The following is a 19923-nucleotide window of genomic DNA, read 5'->3' on the forward strand; positions in this document are numbered from 1 at the left end:
ATGAAACGATTATTGATATTATTAATCCCTCTTCTGTCGACCATGGCTGTGGCGCAGGAGATTCCTGAAAAAGACCTTCAGGGAAGTGAACTGATCATGGTGCACATTAATCCGGAGGTGACCACTCACTTGGTCTTTTCTGAAAACATTCAGACTGTTGATTTCTCTACAGACCGTCTGGTAGGGGAGATGGCGACAACAAATGTATTGAAGCTGAAACCACTACCTGAAGACTCTTTGGGGAATGAGCAGCTCGGAGTACTGACGGTCATCTGTGAGAGCTATATGGCGCAGTTTCTTCTTTTTCCTACTCAACCAAAACTGGCGGCAAAGAATTTATTAATCGGTCGGAAAGAGGGGATTGATTTGATTGTTCCCAATGTTTCCATTGCCCGCCCGGAGTTGGAGCAAATTGGTATGAAGGTGATGAATACCAAGCCCAAATACCATATTGTAAAAGCGCAGGAGTATAAATTCGAAGCCCGCTTAAATAACATTTATACGGTAGGGAACTACTTCTTCGTAGACGTCTCCTTATTCAACAAGACCAATATCAAATACGATATTGATCAGATCCGATTTAAGATCGAAGATAAAAAGATACAGAAGGCTACCAACTTTCAACAGGTTGAGCTTCAACCGGAGTTCGCACTCTTTAATACCAAGAGTTTCAAAAGGAAGTATCGAAATGTATTTGTATTCGAGAAGTTCACCTTCCCAAACCAAAAGGTGTTCTCGATCGAGGTTTCAGAGAATCAGATTTCCGGCAGGACGGTAAATCTACGGGTAGACTATTCAGATGTACTTAATGCAGACACACTATGAGAAGCTGGATCATCATATTGCTGACGCTCGCGTCTTTCCCCTGCTTCGCGCAGCAGGGATATAATTATTTCTCAATGGCCGGAGGACTTTATCATCCTGAAATGGCGATCGGAGAAATGTCCCTGGAGTTCGGGCAGAAGTATTACCGCATGTGGGAGGTGAACTTTGACTATGCCCACCGTGACCGGATGACCACTTTCACTATTCCTCCGACCACAGAGGAAGGGGAACCGACTTTTGGGGAGAGAAGAGAGATTGTCAATAGCTTTAAAGGAGGAATAATCTATAAGCCTGTGTTATTCCGAAGTCGGAATATGATGCTGAGCTTCAGAACCGGGGCAAGCTTAGGGACTAATACTCACAAATTCATTGCCGGCGCCACGGCAGGTTTTGAATTTTCCTTCATGACCAAACAGGGTATTGTGCTCTTTCTTCGACAAAAAAATGAGGTGGTCTTTTGGGATGAGGATACCTGGAGGGTAGGGGGATTAGTGGGGTTGAAAGTACCACTGAATTAGCTAGACGAAAGTCACCCGTCTTTACTTTTAAACTAGATTCAAATGGAAGATTTACATAACAACTTCGAAGATTTCCTCTATAAAGATTCTCTTAGTGATCTTTTGACCAATAAATTCATAAACAAAGAGCCAGAGGGCTTTGCTGAAAAAGTTGACGAGATCATCTGGAAAGGTATTCAAGGTGGGAAGAGACGACCTGAATGGATAAAGGGTGTTGATTCACCCATAGTAGGAAAAATTGATGTGAAATTATCCCCATCTGGAATTTATGAAGTATCCTCTCATGAGCCTTTGAAATTTGTTCAAAAGGTTGATGAGCATAATTTATTTGTAAAAGGGCACTTAATAGAAGGCGTGAAAATTTCCGCTGAAGTAATAGAGAATGAATGGCGTAGACAGTCAAAAAGATTAAATCAATATGCATCAGAAAAGCTGTATAATGATTTGGGGGTAGAAAAGGTCTTAGATGACTTTTCCAAAGTAGGACAGCATATTTTATCCGCGCCAGATCGATGTTGGTTAAAATCCGGTGGAGATGTAAGTTTATTAAATATTGAGACCACCTTCGGTATGACCAATTTGACCTTAAAGGGTGATGGCACTGGAGGAGTTTTCCTGAAGGAGTTTGAGTTCCAAAATCCGATCGAAGCAAAAACCAAAATCCAGGAATTTCAAAAAGGATTTATACCAAATGAGGAGCTATCAGCTTTGGAGAATGGCAGCATTCAATCTAAGCTATATAAGAGGATAACGTTTATTGATGCTACGATTGAGAAGTTTCAAAATAACCAACAAAGCACCAAGGTAGAAAGCGCCTACAAGGATTTGGAGCGATCGATTATTCAAAACTCACAGGTTTCTGAAAATGCGGTCAAAGCAAACTTTTCCCAAAGCCAGGGAAGAGCTATGTAATCACCATAACCATTACTCAAATGGAAGAAAGTAAAGAACTTCAAAAGCTGTACTCCATGCTACAGGGGGTAATTTATGTGACCATCCTCCTGGAATGGCTGGTGTTTTTTTTGCCTGTGGAATTTATTCCGGAATGGTCCGCTGATTTATTGATGCGTATTAGCCGATTCGGGGTATATGAAAATGCAATTTATTCGAAGTTCCTGACTTTCTTCCTGATTGGAATAGTGAGTATAGGCACAAAAGCGAGAAAGAATCTGACGATCAATCCCAATACTCAGATCCGAATTCCTTTCTTTTTTGGACTGATCATTTTCTTTGGAGCCTTAGTGTTTTTTATATATCCAATACGTTACGATTGGTTAATGTATTTGGCTCAAAGTGTCATTGGTGCCTTGTTATTGCATACCTCATTGGATAACCTTTCAAAGCGAATTAAGAATAAGCTGGCCACAGACCAGTTCAATGAGGAGAACGAAACTTTCCCGCAAAATGAAAATCTTTTGGACAATAATAGATCTGTGAGCTACCGGATGTCTTATTTCCACAAGGGTAAACGACGGATGGGATGGATGAATATTACCGATGTATTTAGAACCGTCTTTTTGATCGGAAACCCCGGTTCCGGAAAGACTTTTTCTATCATCTTAAACTACATCAAAACGCTGTTGGCTAAAGGGTTTTCCATGCTGGTGTATGATTTCAAATTCCCCGGATTGGCAGAGGTGACTTATTATCATTACCTACTCAATAAAAAGCGAGGGATACTAAAAAATCATAAGTTCCATGTGATCAATTTCAAGGATGTGGAGAAGAGCCGAAGGGTAAATCCTTTATCTCCGAAGTATATTTATTCATTGCCAGCTGCTCAGGAGGCAGCTGACGCCATCGTGAGTGCCTTGCAAAAATCAGAATCTCAGCAAGAGGGAGCTTCGCAGTTTTTTAATCAATCAGCGATTAACCTGTTAGGGGCTGTGATCTACTTTTTTAGCAGGTATGAGGGAGGAAAGTACTCCACCATGGCGCACGTCTTGCTCTTTTTCACCTTGAGCTATGAGCAAATTTTCAATGCCCTGAGTACTGAGTATGAAATTCATAGTCTGATTAGCCCCTTTATGGATGCGCATAGAAATAAAACTTACCAGCAGTTAGACGGTCAGGTGGGTACGCTTAAGATTAACCTCTCCAGACTGGCGAGTAAGGAAACACTTTGGGTTTTCTCCGGGGATGATATTAATCTAAAGATATCAGATCCGAATGATCCGTCCATATTGGTTTTGGCTAATCATCCGGACTTGATGAATGTGAACTCTGCTTGCTATTCAGTGATCATGAACCGATTGACCAGGGCATTGAATGAAAAAGGAAATCTTCCGGTTTCCTTAGTAGTGGATGAGCTGGCTACCTTTTTCATTTACCAATTGGACACTTTGATCGCCACCGCCAGAGAAAATATGGTCGCTGTACTTTTGGCCTTTCAGGATCTTTCTCAGCTGGAGAAGATGTTCGGAAAGCAGACTGCTGCTAGTATACAGAGTGTTCCGGCCAATATTATTTCCGCAGTGATTAAAAACAAACAGACTCTGGAGTGGCTGGAGAAGCTTTTTGGCAAGACGATGCAAGTCCGGAACGGTGTCAGTATCGACCGGCACAAGGCTACTTATTCACAGAATGAGTTCATGGAAAACACTATTCCCGCCTCCAAGATTGCCGACCTGAAAACCGGAGAGGTAGTGGCCAAGCTAGCTTATGAGAAAAAGGACCAGGAGCAACTTTCAGTGAATCATTCGTCCTTTAACTGCCGGATAGAAATGGATGTGGATGCAGTCAACAGAGAAAAAGCACAATATCAGCCCACGCCTATTTATTACAATTTTGGCGATAATAAGGAGGTAATTCTGAAGGAAAACATGCTGAAAATTCAGGCAGAGGTATTTGAAATGGTCCAGTCAGTAAAATTCAAAAATACAGTAGCATCATGAAAAGGGTAATAATTTTTTATGTGATGATCATGCTTCCTGTTGTGGTGATGGGGCAGGATAAGCCGGTTACGGATGTAGCAGTTACCGGAGTTTTAAAGCTTCATGACAATGATCAAAACAACTTGATGGATGATTCCAATGATTCTCAAAAAGGATTGGCTGCATTGGGCACTGCCATGCAGACGCAGGTTGATACGATGAGGACCATATTAGTGAGACTGTATAATGCCAAAACCAAGGCTCAGGAAGTGGTGAAAAACCTGTATGATGTGGCTTATGCTTTTGAAATTATAGAGCAAATATCAGATTACCAGAAACAGGTTTACTCCTATGCTCAAGGGGATGCAGAGTTACTGTTGATGGCTGCTATTTTGGAAAAGCAAGTGGTTGAGCGGATTACAATGCTAAGTACTCAAATAACTTTGGCGCTCACCGGTGGCTCCAAAAACATGCTGGACAATAAGCAGCGGGATAATTTGATAAAGAATGCTGTAAAGGAATTAAAGTACATCAGGGGCATCATGTATGGGGTAAGGCGGGAGATCAAGAGTGCCAGTACTGCTAAAAAGTTTAAGAACCCAAAGCCACTTCAGCTAACGGATAATCGAAAGCAAATCGCTCAGGAACTCATTAAAGAATTTAAGCAATGAAATACTTTATACTTTTTTTATTGATGCTGCCCGTCCAGGGATTTGCTCAAGTTTATGAATTTGTAATTGATGCAGAGTATTTGATAAACTCGACAAAGTCAGATGGTTTGGTTTCGATGTATCAACACTTTGTAGAGGGCCGCCTGTCAGATGCGAAGGGATATACAGGCAAATCATCAGAGCGTTTGGCTGGAGTGACAGCCATGACTACTGTGGTCTATGAGATGCACCGGACAGTGAAGTCTGTGATGAAGGATTCTAAATCCATAGCAGAGGTTAGTAAGGTCTTGTCGGATATATTCAAGTATCAATCAGAGGTATATGAAGTGGCTAAAGGAAATGCACAAATGATGCTCATAGCTGCTGATTTGGAGCAAAAATCAGCTGGCCGAATCATAGATTTAATGGACTATGTGAATTCTTTCGCATTGAAAGAAGGAAAAGAAAACCTATTGGATGCAAAGGAAAGAGCGAGCTTTATCCGCTATGTGATTCAGGAGTTACGGGTAATCAGGGCCATTGCTTATGGCATGGCAAGGAGGATGAAAACTGCCCGTTATGGCACCCTGTGGGATTATATCGGAGTGGAATCAAAAATTAAGGATAATAGACCAAAAATAGCAAAGGAGGTGATTTCAGAATGGAAAAGGTAGTTCTCATGATGATTATTTGCGTTACATCGCTACGATCCTGGGCTCAGTTACCAGTAGCAGATGCCGCCATATTAGGTCAAAAAACCGCTGCTTATGTTGAGCATACCAGTGTGTTAAAAGCAAAGAAAAAAGCCATGTCTGATATGGTGAAAAACAATACCATTAAGCTGGGAGAGTATGAGATTGTAAAATCGATTGAGTCAAATTTTGATAAGGCAAAAACAACGGTAAAAGCGATTATCAGAAACTCAAAAGATGTGATCCGTATTACCCAGGCTATTGATGACATATACCAGATACAATCTCAAATAATGGATCTTGGGCAGGAGCAACCGGAATTATTTGTAGTGGCCTATGATTTAGAAAATGCCGTAGTCCGTCAGCTGGTGGAATTGACTAAGTATTTGAGTGACTTTGCCCTAAAAGGAGGAGAAAAGAATATGCTGAACAATGCCGAACGGGCTAAAGTGATTATTCACGTTTTGACTGAGCTTCAGCAAATACGTGGGGCATTATTCACGGCAGAGCGATTAATGAAGAGGGCAAAGTATGCGCATAAATTTAATAAAAGCCCCAATAAGCCTTTTCAGGATAAGAGGGCAGTGATTGCTCTGGATATTATTAATGAATATAAACAGTAGGAAGATGAAAGGAGTACTGACTTTATTTTTCACCCTGACAATTGTAGCTGGTTTTGCTCAAGCTCCTCAGTTTGATGTGTTGCAGCGAAATGCGCTAATTGATCTCCATTGGGATTTAACCAAAAAGCTTGAAGAGTTTACAGTTTCAACGGGAGCAACAGCTTTAATAGAGAAAGAGAATTCGAAAGACTTTCAAGGATTTGTACAAAAAGTAAAAGCAATTCAAAACTCTAGGAAATTGACCTTTGCTGTAATCGAGGATATTACCGAAGTAAAGTATGCGTTTTCTATTGCCGAAGATATTTATGAGTATCAGTCAAAGGCGATAAAAGCGGCTTCAGGGAATAGTCAATTGATTCAGTTTGTGACGGAGGTGAATTTTAAGATGGGGAAGCGGATAAATGATTTATCCCTATATATAGCAGGGGTAATTGCATTGCAAGGGGACATGAATCTGATGGATGCTGAACAGCGGAATGAGGTGATGTCGCATATTATCAAAGAGCTAAGGGTGCTTAGGGGAGTGAGTTATGGTTTGTATAGATCTGCCGTAAGGGCGGATTTAAATTTCAAATTCAAGGCTGTAAAAGAAAATCCTAAGCCTGTATCTGATCATCGAAAGCGAATAGCACAGGAAGTAATTCAAGAATGGTATAATAATTAAAATAGAATATTATGAGATTTTTTATGTTGATAATTTTTACCCTATTCTCTTCTTGGACCTCGGCTCAATCCATTACTCCGGTTCGGGATGCAAAAAAGATTCGACAGCAACAAAGGTATTGGGAAGTCTATGATAGTTGGGGGGAATTACAATTACTGGACAAAGCCTATTTAATAAGAGATGGGAAGCGACCATATTTTAAGGAGGGAGACAAAAGGCTTCATCCTTATTTTTGGGCACAGGAGATAGCGGTGAAAGAACAATTAGATGCAGAACGAACCAATTACACCTGGGCAGATGAGTACCTAAAATTAGTTGAGATCGATTTTGCGAACAGGGCAATTCATCCGGAGTATGAGTTATATTTTAAACCTCGTTATGAAGAGTTATTAGGAGAATATAAGATTGCATTTATTGATTTGGTGGACAATGAGGCCGATGAAGCTGATTTAGTAATAATAGCGAATGAATGGGATCGAATATGGGAACAGCAGGAATTTGTTAAAGATGCCATGTTGGATCGGGCAGATTATTCCAGTGAAATGTTTACAATTCAGGAAGAACTACAACAGCACTTGATTTTAATGCGGAAAATGAGCCGCATATGTGCTTTAGTCAAAAGAGGCTATCACAAAAACCCCAAAAAGCCTATTGAGGATAGGAGGGCTGAAATAGCTAAGCAAATCCTTGAAGAAGCAAAAAAACAATAACAAAAAAAGCCCTCCTTATTATTTGGAGGGCTTTTTTTAAAAGTTAATTGCTTGGTTCCATGGTATTTCACTGGGAGAAATCTGCTTTTCTCCAATAGTTAGGAAATCCTCTTTTTCAAGATCCAAAAGGCTATATCCTAATCTAAGGTTTCTTTCTGAAATCCCCATTTCAGGAATCGGGACGTTAATTTTAAATTCTAGCGTGTTAGGAGAGTATTCTGATGAATAAAGAAGAAGGGTTTTATGATCTTGAAAAGGAACAGTAAAGGGGGCTTTCCTATTTTCAAAAGTTACGGATTTCCCATTTTCAATTGATATATAACTGAATACCCCGGAGGTCACTTCTATTTCCATGTTTTCATTAAATTGAGGTGGATATTCAGTAGTAGTAAATGAAAATGCAAATTCATATTTTGCCTTTTGGTTTTCATTTATTGGGTCACTTTTCTCACTATCACATGAGAAAATAAGTACAGATAGCGCAAATAAAAAAGCTAATTTTTTCATAATTATAGAGTTAAATTTTTAGTCAACTTGTAGAACTCGATTAGTTTTTCTGGATACTTCCACCAGCTTGCGAACAGTATCCGGAATATTGGAATCCTGAATACCTATCATGGAGAATTCAGGATGTGATTTGTCGGAGGTGATCAGGGTGAAGTTCATTATACCCAATATCCTCGCGATGAGGGTTTGTTTTTTGATATAGTCTTTGACTCTGTACATCTCCAGGTAATCAGTTTCATAGCTCAAAACTCCCCTGGAGTAAATGATCTGAGTACGTGTGATTTCGTATTTCACGGTTGCTAGGTAGATAATCTGCCAGGCAATCATGATGATCAACACTCCGGAAGCAATTAAGATCAGGTCTTCAATCAGATAAGCAGCGGCTAAAGAAATGAAAAGGAATACCAACAACGGAAATACCCTTATGATCATGTACCGCTTAGTAGGTCGAATAGTGAGATTTCTTTTTGGTTGATTCATTTTCGTGTAGGTTAAAATCATCATTGAATGAGCCGGATTTTGGCTTAATCACTTTGATGACATTTTTGAGACCGGAAGCTTTTCGGAAACTATTGAAAGATAGCGAATTAGCAGGATTAAAAATAATCTCCTTATCGTTATAAAGTAAAATTAATTCTTCCTCTACTAGATTTATATCTAAAGATTTGTTTGCTACCCAACATGCAAACCGAATGTCATTTAATTTTCCTTCAAGATGGTTTCCGAATAGACTAATGAAGGATGCATTAGGGTAATAATTTTTCAGAGAATGGAAATGAAGTTTGTGTAATTCATCAGGAACAGATATAAATACAGATTGCTTAAAATCAAACTTAAATTTATATTGATCAAAGAAACTTAGTATCTCTATCACTGAATTCGTGATATATACTTTTTGCGCAAAGAAGCTACAATGATATGGATCTGCTATCCATAGCCCCCTGAATGTGTCAGATCCCTCAGCAATTTCATGATAATTGATGTTTTTGAGAATCACTCCTATAATAGTCTCTGTTTCAGGGGACCGGATAGGGAAGGCGATATTCCAATAGCTTTTTCGTACATCCTTAAGAATGAAGGGAAGAAACATTTCCAGCGTAGCTGTAGAAATACTTTTTACTCTGGAGAGAAATCCAAGATCCTGAACCGTAGCAGGTTCAAGGTTAAGGCTCCCAAAATGGGATTTGGGAGCTTCATTGCTTTTTTGAGTCATAACAAATTATTTATAGCTGTTATCGGCTGAGGTAAGAGGCGTTTGAGCGACTTATTTCATTTTGATCGGCACCACTGGTCTGCTGGACCAATATTCCCTTAGGCGCAATCAGATCCAGTTTGATGGATTGGGATTCTCCTTTCGAATTTTGGAACTCCACACGTTGGCCTTTCTTCAACAACTCTTTTTCCTTTTCCTCAAGAACATAGCCCTGAATCCGCTCAGGTAATTTTAAAAAGCTTACATCAACGTATTTCACTTCATTGGTCTGTTTGTCAGCCTGCAAAAGGAAATGCTTAACAAACCCATTTTTATTAGCCTGATGTGAAATGATTTCACCCTCCTTCAGCTGCTTAAATTGCTGTTCAGATAGACTGTAGTTGTTTTCAACGCCCAATTTTACCGGATGGACTTTTATATCCATTTCACCACAAGGTTTTTCATATAAAGAAACCTTTCCATGTCCAGAGAAAGTGATGCCTTCTTTTTCAATTGTCAGCCTCATCACCGGAGACGACTTTCCTTTTAAAAATGCTTCCCGCTCCACCTGGTTCAGGGAATCAATATCGGCTTTGGTAATGCCAATGGATTTCATCTGAACGTAGGGAATCCGCTCCCTGGGCATCAATCCCTTTTGCAGATCCTCGTTAAAATCCTTTGTGTGGGGGGTGTAAGTGGTTAAACTGTTTCCTACACCTGAGGACTTTCGAAAACTATTGAATAGGGAAGGATCATATTTATTTATCCGAAAAGTTTGCTCGTTCAGATTGACCTGAATTTCAGGATCTTCTTTTTTTTGGCGGACAGCCACTTCCTTTCCTTCCAGCCAGGCTGCTGTTTTTATGTTAAACACTTTCCCGGCAAGATCATGATCGTAAGCTGTTGAAAATTTAGCTTGTTGGAAAGTACTCTTTAGCGCTTCAATCTGACTTTTTGAAGGAGTTCCGCAGGTGGCAACAAATACAGCTTCCTTTAAGTCCAGCTTGTTTTTATGAAGGTGATAGAAACTGATTGCATCGATAGGCGCCTCACTAATATAGACCTGTTTGGCTTCTTTACCAACCTTCTCCGGATCTGCAATCCAAAGTCCGTTTTTTCTGTCTGATCCATCCGCCTGGCGTTTGAAGTTTTTATTTCTAAACTCCAGTCCAATGATGGTCTCCTCTCCAGGAGCCCGAATTGGAAAAGCTACATTCCAGAATTTCCCTCTGCTTTCTTTCATTATTGAATCCTGAAACACTTTAAGCGTTTCGGGAGGTATCTTCCTTTCATTGCTCAGATACCGCATTTCCTTTATTTGAATAGGACCCACTTTATAATCCTCCAGATTGAATTTTTTGTCCGGAGGTGCATTAATGGGGATTTGCTGTGCGACCTTCCCGCCAGCTAAGGAGTTCAGTACATCTACTACCTCTCCAAAACCCTGCCTTCCGCTATGTATGTTAAAAGCACCGACGCGATGTTTTACAAAATCCACCACACTGCCTTTGTCCAGGTCGTCTCCTCGGGTGAAATAACGCTGTCTGGCGGAATCATTTGGGTTGTAAACTATGATATTGCCAAGGGTTGGATGCGTTAGCTCAGGAGTCTTTTTTCCTTTCTCAGGATTGAGTTTGTATCCTAAGATGGTAGCGGCCTGAATGATGGAAACCTCATGTTTAATTTTTTCTAAATCTGTCATAACTTATTGATGTTCCGAGCAGTGAATAATTTAACCATTGCCAGTATCTGGTCACTCTGATGCATATTCCAATAAGGTTCCAGCTTACCAGGAGACATCCCCATGAGAATCGCCTCAAATTGTGTGAGCACTTCTTTTACAGATAGCTGCCGACGCTTTTTTTTCTGTACCATTTGGCCAATGATCTTGGAATATTGCTTCAGTGCTTTAGCGATCTTCTTTGCTTTTGTATACTCAGAAATAGTATTCTCTCCGATGTAAGAAGTGGGTCGCAGCCGCAAAGAAGCAGCGACCCTTTCAATTTTAGCATTCATAAATTAGCGGCTAATTGAATTTGACTGTGATTGCTTCAGACTGTTGTCCTTTGCCAATAGCACAGGCTCTACTTTAATTCCTTTTGGATCGATCAGATCCAGTTTAATGGATTGTCGTTCCCCTTTTTCATTTTGGAATTCTACACGCTGGCCTTGTTTGAGCATGTTCTTTTCCTCGTTCTTCAGGGCATACCCCTGAATTTTATCCGGAATTTTTACGGTCCTCACCTCAGTAGACCGGACTTCATTCGTTTGCTTATCAGCCTGTAGGAGGTAGGTCCTGCTTTTGCCTTTATCCAGCGTATCGTGTATAACCGTTTCTCCAGACTGTAGGCGCTCATACTGCTTGGGGCTAAGGCTATAGTTGTTTTTGATCTCCGCACGCACAGGATGCACTTTTATGCCAATTTCACCTCCGGATTTTTCATATAGAGAAATCTTTCCCTTTCCCACAAATGCTATTTCATTTTTGCGGATAGAAAGATCTAATAGGGGAGAAGTTTTACCTTGAAAAAGAGCTTCTCGCTCTTCCTTTTTCATACCATCGATGGCACCACGCGTAAGGCCAATCTGAGCCAGTTGTTCGTAAGGGAAATTATCTGCTTTCATATATAAGTAATTATTTGTGCTGCTATGTTAGCAGCGGTTAAACAAATCAATTTTATTGCGGAGGCTGAGCTTGTTGTATATATTGCTGATGTGGGATTCTACAGTTCCTATTGATATATATAGTATCTCTGCTATTTCCTTATTAGACTTCCCAAGGCGTAGTACCTCAAATACTTCACGTTCTCTGGTGCTTAGTATTTGATTCATATTTTCATCTCTACGATCCGATTTAATAGAGGCAATCAGTTCTTTGATTGTTGAGAATTTTGTTTTTTGAAGAATGCCTGATCGTTTGCGGTATAGGGTACTACTAGATGTATTTAACATAATACATATAGTCTCTACACAATACCCTTTAGCATAAAGCGTTAGATACTTTTTTTCCCAGTCAGTCAATTGACAGGCGTAGGTGAAATTTTGAACAAACCGAGATTCGGGACGGATATTAATGTTCATAGCAGTAGGGGTTATAAATTGTACATCAGATAATCAAATGCATTTTTGGATCTATTGGCCTGTTCCTCATTGATTGAAAATGAGGGAATCCTTTGGAAGCAGACCAAATCCGGAATCCGTGGGGTGATTTTCCCAAACTGTTTTAGAATTTTGTGGATCTCCTTTTCATTTTCGAGCTTAACACTGGACTTTACTTTATTGGGGAGAAAGAACATTTTCTTCCGGAAGTCATCCGGCATAAGGACCGTGCACAGCTGAGCAAAAACCAGTGTTGATTTAAAAGTGATTGGGTCAAATATGAAAGGACATAATACTGCATCGGCTTTTTTAATAAGACTTTGCATGGCCTTATTATCCAGTCGGCCGGGCAAATCAATAATCACCACCTTTCCCTCCTGGTTCAATTTCTTAAAATCAGGAACTGTTTGTCCATCGACGACCTGGATTAACTCATTACTCCACCCTTTATCGATTGCTTTTTTATAGTTGTCCACCACTGATTTTTGAACATCCAAATCGATAACGTGTGTAGGTGTTCCTTTTTGGGCCAGGTAATTAGCCAACAGAATAGTAAGTGTTGTTTTGCCAACACCACCTTTTTGGTTTGCCATCAGAATAATCATGATCGATTAAGTTTAAGGGTTAATACTGTATTTGACTTTTATTTCTTCGTTTTCGACGGTCAGTTTCACCGGAAGCATTCAGGGCAGAAGCAATCTCTGCCATTACATTCAGGCTTAATCCTTGTCCCTGCTCCAATGCCTGATCCAGAATACTGCTCTGCTTTCGGGAATAGAGATCATATACTTTTGCATCGGAAGCGATTTCAAATTTGAGGTCATTCTTTTCATCAGCCAGATCCTTGCGATCCACCACAATCCCGAATTGTCGATCAATGAAATAATGCTCTCCTTTATGTTGAATGATTTCAAATCCAAGTGATTTCTGAAGCTCCCCGAGTGAGGTGGTTTGCAATCCACTTCGGATGAGGTTGATGAAATTGGTTTGCTCAACATCCATATCCCGAATGGAAATATGCTTCAATTGAACCTGGTATAATTCCGAGAGCATTACCGCCCCTTCGAAACTATAAGCATTGTAACTGGTGGCTTCGGCCAGTCTGGTATTGGCTTTCAACATTTCCAAATCCCAGGGTCGCATTTGTGCTAAAGCCTCATTGGTTCCCGATAGCAAAACAGTACCATCATGTTTCGCCCAAAAGCCTTTTTCATTCAGCGTCTTTTGGAAGTATGCGAATTGTTTATCCTCGGACTTGTATTCGAATTGCTTAATGATCTCTTTAGCCAACGCTGCCTTTCGCTCCATACTTTCCATTTTGCGATAGGAATCTAAAGGCATGACCTCACCACCTTTATATATCGCCTTGCTGGCATGATCTATAATCGTGTAGCCATAGGCTTTCTTTTTTCCTTCCCCAACATGAAAGGAAAGCTCAACCCCAAATTTCTCCTGCAGATACTTTTGAAAAGCCTCGTGCTCCATGGCCGGCTTATATTTGTGGAAGATGGCACGAAGTTGCTTGATCCGCTTCTGATCCTTTTTATAAGTTTTCATTCGCTCTTCCAGCACCGCCTTATCCTCGGTTCCCTGCACCTTGCCGTACTTTATGAACTCCATTTTCTCCCCCTTCAATCTCATGATGTATCCGGCTGCTTCCCCCAGGGCTTTGTATTGCGCCATGGTGGAGAAGGAATATTTAGAGATATCCTCATGAACCGCTTTAAACTCCAGCTCCGGACTAATATTCTGAATCTTTTGCATCGCCTGCTGAGATTTTAAGCGCTCAAAACTATCATCTACCTTTTTGCCCTCCATATCTACCCGGGTACTGACGATATGTACATGATTGTTTGCGGTATCATAGTGCCCAAAAACTAAATAGGGAAGGTTTCCATAGCCCATTTCTTTCATGTAATCCTCCGCCATTTTTGCTAATTGCTCATGAGACAATGCTTCGCCTTTTACGCTGAGTACCGCATGAAATTGCTTATTCTTTACGTTCTCATTCCGAAAAGAAACTGCCTGAAGATATTTAACATAATCTTCTCTACGGGCATTATCACCCATCATTTCTAACTGCCCAAAATTCTTTATTTTAAGCAATTCCGCCTTTTCGCCATCACGTTTCCGGTCATTATATTGGACCGCATTAAATTTCCCTCCGGCACTACTGAGTATTTTCGCCTGGGCACTCATATCAGTGAAGCAACTAAATTCCGATAGGCCAGTGTAAGTTCACAAAGCGTAGAAGTGTATGTTTCTATCACCTTTAATAGTAACTCAACCTGCTCTTCCTTTATCCGACCATGCTGATAGCCCAATAAAATACCTCGTTTACATTCCTCTAAAGAAAAATGACAGTTACTCATTACCGTCCCTAACAAATGAATGGACTGCATAACATCCTGCTTCGAATCTCTTTGATAAACTCTTTCTTCCTTCACAGCATCCATCACAAATTGTCGAAGCATGGCCGAAAGATTCTCCGGCTTCTGCTGGCTTTGCATCAGTTTGATTTGCTCATGCTCTTCCTGAGAAACTCTGAATTTCAGGGCAACCATTGGCGGCTTTTTTGCTGCTTTTCTTTTCATCTTTATTTTCGGTTAAGTGTGGTCAAATACGCTGCTACTACTTTCCCTAATTCTCGACGCTCTTTTCCCTTCAGATTAATGACCGTATAAAATGGCCAATTCTTTATGTAGTCTTTCCGGGCAGAAATTCGTTGAAGGTATTGGATGTATTCTTTCCGATGAACATCATCTTTCGCCATTTCCAAACTTTGCTCAGTCCTGAAAATTCCGGACTTTTCTCTTTCAAAAAGCCGGGTATTTAATTCTTGCTTGCTCATTTCTATTTTCAGTTAAGTTGCGCCAAATATTCCGACTCGTCGGCAGGGATAGCTTTTGAGGGACTCAAAAGCACATCCTGCAACAACAAAAATCCAATTTTTGGTATTGGCCCTCCGTGGCCTCATTAGAAGCATTGTCGCAAAGCGACGCCTAAAAAAGCGGGTGGGGGAGAGGACTCCAACCTTGAGGTCATGGGAGCTTGCCTCCCTGGTGACCTCAATTAACTCTTGCCGCAAAGCGGCTCCTAAACCTTAGTGATTTCGGAAGACCGGGAGGATCTGGCCAACGAAAGGAACGGTCCGGATTTGCAAAAAGTCATGGGGAAAATGGGTTAGATTTCTCTCCCTTTAGTCCTTATTGCTTTTTTTATCTCCTCCAGCATATCGCGAAATTTATTGCCTGCATTCTCCCAACCCGCATCCGTCGGACGTATTATTGTAGTCTTATATAGTATATAGTAGAAAAGGGAAATCCACGCCCATCCAAGGCAAACGATATCGAAAGCTTCAAAAAACTGTTCTATGAAAATAAGTGCAATACTAGCGCTAACCGATATACTCCCTTTTTTCCTCCCTTCAGTCCATGCCTTCTGATTGGTGCTTCCTACCTTAACTTAGCAGATCTGCTTTTTAATCTCCTTAAAGCAGACAAAAGCAATATCCGCTCCTCAACAGCATTACTTTTCATTCTTTCAGGAAGTAACGAACAGACCAATTCACCAGAATCATACTCCAGTAAACCCCAACCGTTGGGTAATTCCTCTTTCTTCACTAAGCCTTTTAGAACGCAATAATAGCGGAATTCTCCCATACCCTTTATGGGCTCCTGTCGAAATGGCTTTTTCCTATCCCTCAAAAAATCAGCCCTACTCGTTTTTACCTCAACCACAACAGAAGTCCAATAATTGAAGCCAATCACGTCAGGAATCTCACCAGTATTATTCATGGTAACCAATTCAGTAAATACTTCGGTACAATTGATCTGATTTGAAGGTCTGCGCCTCTTCAACCAAGAGGCCGCAAGACCTACCAAACCTTTATGATTTATACATTGCGTAAAAAGCATAAGGGAAAATACCTAAATTTCACAAAACGTAAAAGATACACTAGACTATGTCAGTTGTTGCGTTCTCCTGATAATGTTCAATAAGCTCATGAAGTCTATTCGCCATTCCCAACAAATACTTACTTTCCTCCGGCATCGTATCTTCAATACAACTAAACTGCTCATTGAACAAAGTCTTGATCTGCTCTTTTATCACATCGAATTCCTTATAATCGTGGATCTCGGTCATATTCTTGATAAATTCAGCCTTCGGATCCTTCTTCGCCTCATTCTCGGACGCCTCCAATGTCTTTTCCGCCTGGTCTCGCGAAATCGCGATTAACTTATCCAAACTGGATCGACCATTTACATTCCCCTCTTTACCTAGTTTTTGAACTGCTGCCTTGGATACTTTCTTTTTTCCGGAAAGTATATCTGCCTTCAGATTGGGGTCTTCTTGTCCAATCTGATCTAAACCATTTGCGTAATCAGCATCACGTAGAACAGTTCTTTTTGTAACTCCATGATCTTCCGCTATTTTCTCAGCTGTAGTCGATGGTGACAAATTGTCACCATCGACTTTTCCTGAAAAATTAGAATTTCCTTCTTGCCCACCTGGTTTTCCCTTCTCTCGATTATATAATTTACCTCGTAAATAAGATAATTCATTGGAATTCAAGTTTCTTCGACCTAACTGATTACGAATCATCCAATCCTTTACATCCTCAATTGAATCAAACGATTGATAAACCACTGGAACGGATTCCCAAGGCAATTTTAATTCCTGAATAATTTTAAATCGGTGATGACCATCAACTAATAGGTCTTTTTCTTTCCAAATTAGTAAAGGCTCTCTAACTCCATCCAACGCAATATTCTCTTTGAGCTGAAGGAATTGATCATCAGAAAGAGGTTTAATCCAATCTCTCAAATCATTTGAAACCTGAGGCTCACTTTTCAAAAAAGTGGCATCTACGTTGATTAAGTGGGTTTTTTTCTCCATTTTAAAGTAAGTTTTAATTACAATTAGAGCCGTCTAGTTCCAGCTAGCGGCTTTTTTCCACAAAAGTCGTTGATATCACCAATTAGTAATCGGGATAATCACCAATGTAATAATTGAATTTCACAATTTCAATTATAGTACAAAAAAAGCAATAATTTTTCATATTTTAATCATATTTTAACACTTCAGCAAAAGCATTATTTTTATGAGTATTTTACTATCTTTCCTAAAGATAGAAATTTAGACGAAAAGTTCATTCTAAACAATAACTTTTTTAAAAAAGATCTTACCGAGGGTAAACTATTTATATGGATTTAAGAGGAGAATTACGAAACGCAGGGTTAAAAGATAAAGATTTAGCTGAAAAACTAAATGTTTCAAAATCAACAGTATCTGCTTGGGTGAATGGGAAACAACGACCCTCTTGGGACAATCTGGAAAAAATTGCAGAGATTTTAGGTTTAAAATTAAAAGTAGAATTTGTTGACCCAAATGAAAATGACAATTTTAAAGGGGTCCTAGATTCAAGTATTTTGGAGATCTTTTCTAATGGTAAAAAGTTATGTTCCATTGAGGTAAAGAAAGATTGATTTTACGACAAAAATTGCAACAACCTAACTGTATTTTTATATTTTATTGTTTTAAGGTTTTATTGTTTTCCCTTTACTTAAACAGCTGAATATTAGTCTATTCTTTTTAATTTCCACACAAAAATTCCATATTCCTACACAATTATTCCATTTACCTACACAAAAATTCCATACTTCTACACTATTATTCCATTGTACCACACAAAAAGTCCATCTTGCACACAATTATTCCATTATAGCTTACAAATATTCCGTTAACGCAGTGCGTGTTGAGGCTTTATTGGGGTTATTTGAGGTGTTATATAAAAAAACTAGCATTAACCACACAAAATTTCCGTCCTACCACACAAAATTTCCATTTTATTTTTTACATTGCTATCCTTCAATCTTTGAATGGAAAAAATGTGTGCAAATGAAATTAGATCAGTACAGATTAGTTGTTAAGTCAAACGAGCTAGTTAATTCTAGGCAACATTTTACTGCTACACAGCAAAGGATAGTATTGGCTGCTGTTGCTCGGGTAAATGATGATAGTGATGTTTTGCAGTACAAAATTCCTATCACTGAAATTTTAGGCGAGAACTATAAAGCGGGGGGGAAAGCGTATTCCTTAGTTAAGGATGCCGTAAGAGGCTTAATGAATTCCTCTGTAGAAATGGAGCAGCAAAATTTGCACGGTAAGTTGGTCTGGGAGGCTGTTGGTTTTATTTCTTACACATCAATTGTTGAAGGGGAGGGGAGTTTTCTAATTAGGTTTGATCCTGAAATGAAAAGATTTTTGTTAAATCTTAAAGGAAATTTCACCAAATACTTTATTCATAATGTAGCAAAATTTAGAAAGGCTTATTCTATAAGAATTTATGAATTATGTAAACAATATTTCCCAAGAATAAAAGAAAGGAAGTTTGAAATAGGCTATTTTAAATTTTTATTAGGTTTAGAAGGAAAGTATAAATATATAAGCCAATTGGTAGATAGAGTAATATTGCCTTCGATAGATGAAATTAATTTGAACTCAGATTTATCAATTGATTTTAAACTTTTACCTGAAAATAGAAGATCTAAAAAGGAAATTGTTTTTGTAATTTCTGGAACGAACAAATCCATAGCTGAAAATGAAGAAACAACTACAATTAGCTTAGATAAAAATCCTATTACTTCCAAAAATGAGTATATCGATCAATATGTCGCTGAAATGGAGGGGGTTAGAAATCCGACTGCTTATAAAAGCAAGCTTATGAAAGATGATAAATTTGATCAACAGTATCAGGATTATTTACAAGAGCAAGAGCAGAAATTAATTAAAGTAGAAAGGCTAAAGGAAGCTCAAGTTAGTAAACAAAATGAGGAAAAATTAGCTAAAGAAAGAGAAGAGAAAAGAGCGCTACATTTTGAATGGTCTAAGTCATTATGTATAGCGTATTATAATAAATATGATTACAAGAAATACCGAGAAGAAGTAGTTGATTTCTTAAGAGAAAACTATACTACTATTTTGAACAGAATTATGGAGGAGTTTGTCTTTGGTGAATTATCCGTGGATACTCAAATGCGAATCGGAAAATTCCTTCTATTGAAACTTGGCTCTCCTGAAGAAATCGAATTATTTAATAACCAGGCTAAGTGGGAGCAGTTTAAAGAATTTGAATTGAATCAGGAGCAACAAGCTAAAGAACTGGAAAAGCAGAAGTTGGAGGAAGAGATTCGGAAAATGACCGAACGACTGAATTCTCTTTAATGCCTACAGGTTTTTACAATTTTGATGACCAATTGAAAGTTGATTTGATGTTAGAGTAATTTTCAGGTAAGATAAATGGATTAATCCTAGTGTACTTTTTGAGGTTTACGGCTTTTATTTGATAAATTTGACTATCATCTTAAATATCAAATAGATATGGTCAATATTGTCTACCTTATACCGGTGCTTTTAGGAGGATTTTTTTACTATTTGGCGGAGGGACACAATAAGAAGCCAATTCCTTGGCTGAAGGGTAGTGGGAATATTTTGTACCTAATTTCCGCAGCCTTATTGTTTGGGGGTGGTTTACTTTGTTTGATGGAATTAATTTGGCAGAATGGCT

General features: G+C 39.2%; 24 protein-coding genes. 11 read left to right on the top strand and 13 right to left on the bottom strand.

Annotation, left to right across the window (positions count from 1 at the left end; all coding sequences use genetic code 11):
- The 9 genes from traN to AAA970_RS26130 are packed head-to-tail and all read left to right on the top strand — an operon-like array spanning window position 1 to window position 7555.
- Window positions 1-825 carry a conjugative transposon protein TraN gene (gene traN / locus AAA970_RS26090; protein ID WP_338239864.1) on the top strand — a complete coding sequence of 275 codons (825 nt, stop codon included), beginning with the start codon at window positions 1-3 and terminating at the stop codon, window positions 823-825.
- Entirely contained in the window at window positions 822-1343 is a 522-nt protein-coding gene (locus AAA970_RS26095) for a hypothetical protein (RefSeq protein WP_338239865.1), read from the top strand. The genes traN and AAA970_RS26095 overlap by 4 nt, the downstream gene beginning before the upstream one ends.
- Window positions 1344-1385: 42 nt before the next feature.
- Entirely contained in the window at window positions 1386-2255 is an 870-nt protein-coding gene (locus AAA970_RS26100) for a hypothetical protein (RefSeq protein ID WP_338239866.1), read from the top strand.
- 20 nt (window positions 2256-2275) lie between these two features.
- A complete protein-coding gene (locus AAA970_RS26105; RefSeq protein WP_338239867.1) occupies window positions 2276-4237 on the top strand; it encodes a type IV secretory system conjugative DNA transfer family protein in 1962 nt (653 codons plus the stop codon).
- Window positions 4234-4887 carry a hypothetical protein gene (locus AAA970_RS26110; RefSeq protein WP_060690408.1) on the top strand — a complete coding sequence of 218 codons (654 nt, stop codon included), beginning with the start codon at window positions 4234-4236 and terminating at the stop codon, window positions 4885-4887. Before AAA970_RS26105 ends, AAA970_RS26110 begins: the two co-directional genes overlap by 4 nt.
- Window positions 4884-5540 carry a hypothetical protein gene (locus AAA970_RS26115; protein WP_338239868.1) on the top strand — a complete coding sequence of 219 codons (657 nt, stop codon included), beginning with the start codon at window positions 4884-4886 and terminating at the stop codon, window positions 5538-5540. The genes AAA970_RS26110 and AAA970_RS26115 overlap by 4 nt, the downstream gene beginning before the upstream one ends.
- The gene (locus tag AAA970_RS26120) at window positions 5528-6181 is read left to right on the top strand and encodes a hypothetical protein (RefSeq protein WP_338239869.1); all 654 of its coding nucleotides are present in this window, start codon (window positions 5528-5530) and stop codon (window positions 6179-6181) included. The genes AAA970_RS26115 and AAA970_RS26120 overlap by 13 nt, the downstream gene beginning before the upstream one ends.
- A gap of 4 nt (window positions 6182-6185) precedes the next feature.
- The gene (locus tag AAA970_RS26125; RefSeq protein WP_338239870.1) at window positions 6186-6845 is read left to right on the top strand and encodes a hypothetical protein; all 660 of its coding nucleotides are present in this window, start codon (window positions 6186-6188) and stop codon (window positions 6843-6845) included.
- An 11-nt stretch (window positions 6846-6856) separates the two neighbouring features.
- Window positions 6857-7555, top strand: a complete 699-nt coding sequence (locus tag AAA970_RS26130) for a hypothetical protein (protein WP_338239871.1) — start codon at window positions 6857-6859, stop codon at window positions 7553-7555.
- Between the two features lie 36 nt (window positions 7556-7591).
- Here the strand turns inward: AAA970_RS26130 and AAA970_RS26135 are convergent, their stop codons facing one another.
- The 13 genes from AAA970_RS26135 to AAA970_RS26195 all read right to left on the bottom strand — a co-directional run bounded on the left by AAA970_RS26135 (window position 7592) and on the right by AAA970_RS26195 (window position 17252).
- The gene (locus AAA970_RS26135; protein ID WP_338239872.1) at window positions 7592-8062 is read right to left on the bottom strand and encodes a hypothetical protein; all 471 of its coding nucleotides are present in this window, start codon (window positions 8060-8062) and stop codon (window positions 7592-7594) included.
- Window positions 8063-8080: 18 nt separating this feature from the next.
- Window positions 8081-8494: a PH domain-containing protein gene (locus AAA970_RS26140; protein WP_338239874.1), complete on the bottom strand. Its 414-nt coding sequence runs from the start codon at window positions 8492-8494 to the stop codon at window positions 8081-8083.
- 7 nt (window positions 8495-8501) lie between these two features.
- The gene (locus AAA970_RS26145; RefSeq protein ID WP_338239875.1) at window positions 8502-9275 is read right to left on the bottom strand and encodes a hypothetical protein; all 774 of its coding nucleotides are present in this window, start codon (window positions 9273-9275) and stop codon (window positions 8502-8504) included.
- 19 nt (window positions 9276-9294) lie between these two features.
- Complete coding sequence (locus AAA970_RS26150; protein WP_338239876.1) at window positions 9295-10956, bottom strand: toprim domain-containing protein; 1662 nt, start codon at window positions 10954-10956, stop codon at window positions 9295-9297.
- Entirely contained in the window at window positions 10953-11270 is a 318-nt protein-coding gene (locus AAA970_RS26155) for a hypothetical protein (protein WP_338239877.1), read from the bottom strand. The genes AAA970_RS26150 and AAA970_RS26155 overlap by 4 nt, the downstream gene beginning before the upstream one ends.
- A 3-nt stretch (window positions 11271-11273) precedes the next feature.
- Window positions 11274-11879, bottom strand: coding sequence for a DUF4099 domain-containing protein (locus AAA970_RS26160; protein ID WP_338239878.1), 606 nt, complete (start codon window positions 11877-11879; stop codon window positions 11274-11276).
- A gap of 27 nt (window positions 11880-11906) precedes the next feature.
- A complete protein-coding gene (locus tag AAA970_RS26165) occupies window positions 11907-12335 on the bottom strand; it encodes a response regulator transcription factor (RefSeq protein ID WP_338239879.1) in 429 nt (142 codons plus the stop codon).
- Between the two features lie 11 nt (window positions 12336-12346).
- Window positions 12347-12958, bottom strand: coding sequence for a ParA family protein (locus AAA970_RS26170; protein ID WP_338239882.1), 612 nt, complete (start codon window positions 12956-12958; stop codon window positions 12347-12349).
- Between the two features lie 19 nt (window positions 12959-12977).
- The gene (locus AAA970_RS26175) at window positions 12978-14552 is read right to left on the bottom strand and encodes a relaxase/mobilization nuclease domain-containing protein (protein WP_338239883.1); all 1575 of its coding nucleotides are present in this window, start codon (window positions 14550-14552) and stop codon (window positions 12978-12980) included.
- Window positions 14549-14947 carry a hypothetical protein gene (locus tag AAA970_RS26180; RefSeq protein WP_338239885.1) on the bottom strand — a complete coding sequence of 133 codons (399 nt, stop codon included), beginning with the start codon at window positions 14945-14947 and terminating at the stop codon, window positions 14549-14551. Before AAA970_RS26180 ends, AAA970_RS26175 begins: the two co-directional genes overlap by 4 nt.
- A gap of 2 nt (window positions 14948-14949) precedes the next feature.
- A complete protein-coding gene (locus AAA970_RS26185) occupies window positions 14950-15204 on the bottom strand; it encodes a hypothetical protein (protein ID WP_338239886.1) in 255 nt (84 codons plus the stop codon).
- A gap of 604 nt (window positions 15205-15808) precedes the next feature.
- Window positions 15809-16150 (bottom strand): hypothetical protein, encoded by a 342-nt coding sequence (locus AAA970_RS26190; protein ID WP_338239887.1) that lies wholly within the window; start codon window positions 16148-16150, stop codon window positions 15809-15811.
- A gap of 160 nt (window positions 16151-16310) precedes the next feature.
- Window positions 16311-17252, bottom strand: coding sequence for a ParB N-terminal domain-containing protein (locus AAA970_RS26195; RefSeq protein ID WP_338239888.1), 942 nt, complete (start codon window positions 17250-17252; stop codon window positions 16311-16313).
- Between the two features lie 308 nt (window positions 17253-17560).
- Between AAA970_RS26195 and AAA970_RS26200 the strand changes: the two genes are divergently transcribed.
- Together AAA970_RS26200 and AAA970_RS26205 are read left to right on the top strand one after the other, a co-directional pair.
- The gene (locus AAA970_RS26200) at window positions 17561-17842 is read left to right on the top strand and encodes a helix-turn-helix domain-containing protein (RefSeq protein WP_338239889.1); all 282 of its coding nucleotides are present in this window, start codon (window positions 17561-17563) and stop codon (window positions 17840-17842) included.
- A gap of 412 nt (window positions 17843-18254) precedes the next feature.
- Window positions 18255-19580 carry a replication initiation protein gene (locus tag AAA970_RS26205; RefSeq protein ID WP_338239890.1) on the top strand — a complete coding sequence of 442 codons (1326 nt, stop codon included), beginning with the start codon at window positions 18255-18257 and terminating at the stop codon, window positions 19578-19580.
- The last annotated feature ends 343 nt before the right edge of the window (window positions 19581-19923 follow it).

The sequence above is a fragment of the Persicobacter diffluens genome (genome assembly GCF_036244895.1).
Taxonomy (GTDB): Bacteria; Bacteroidota; Bacteroidia; order Cytophagales; family Cyclobacteriaceae; genus Persicobacter; species Persicobacter diffluens.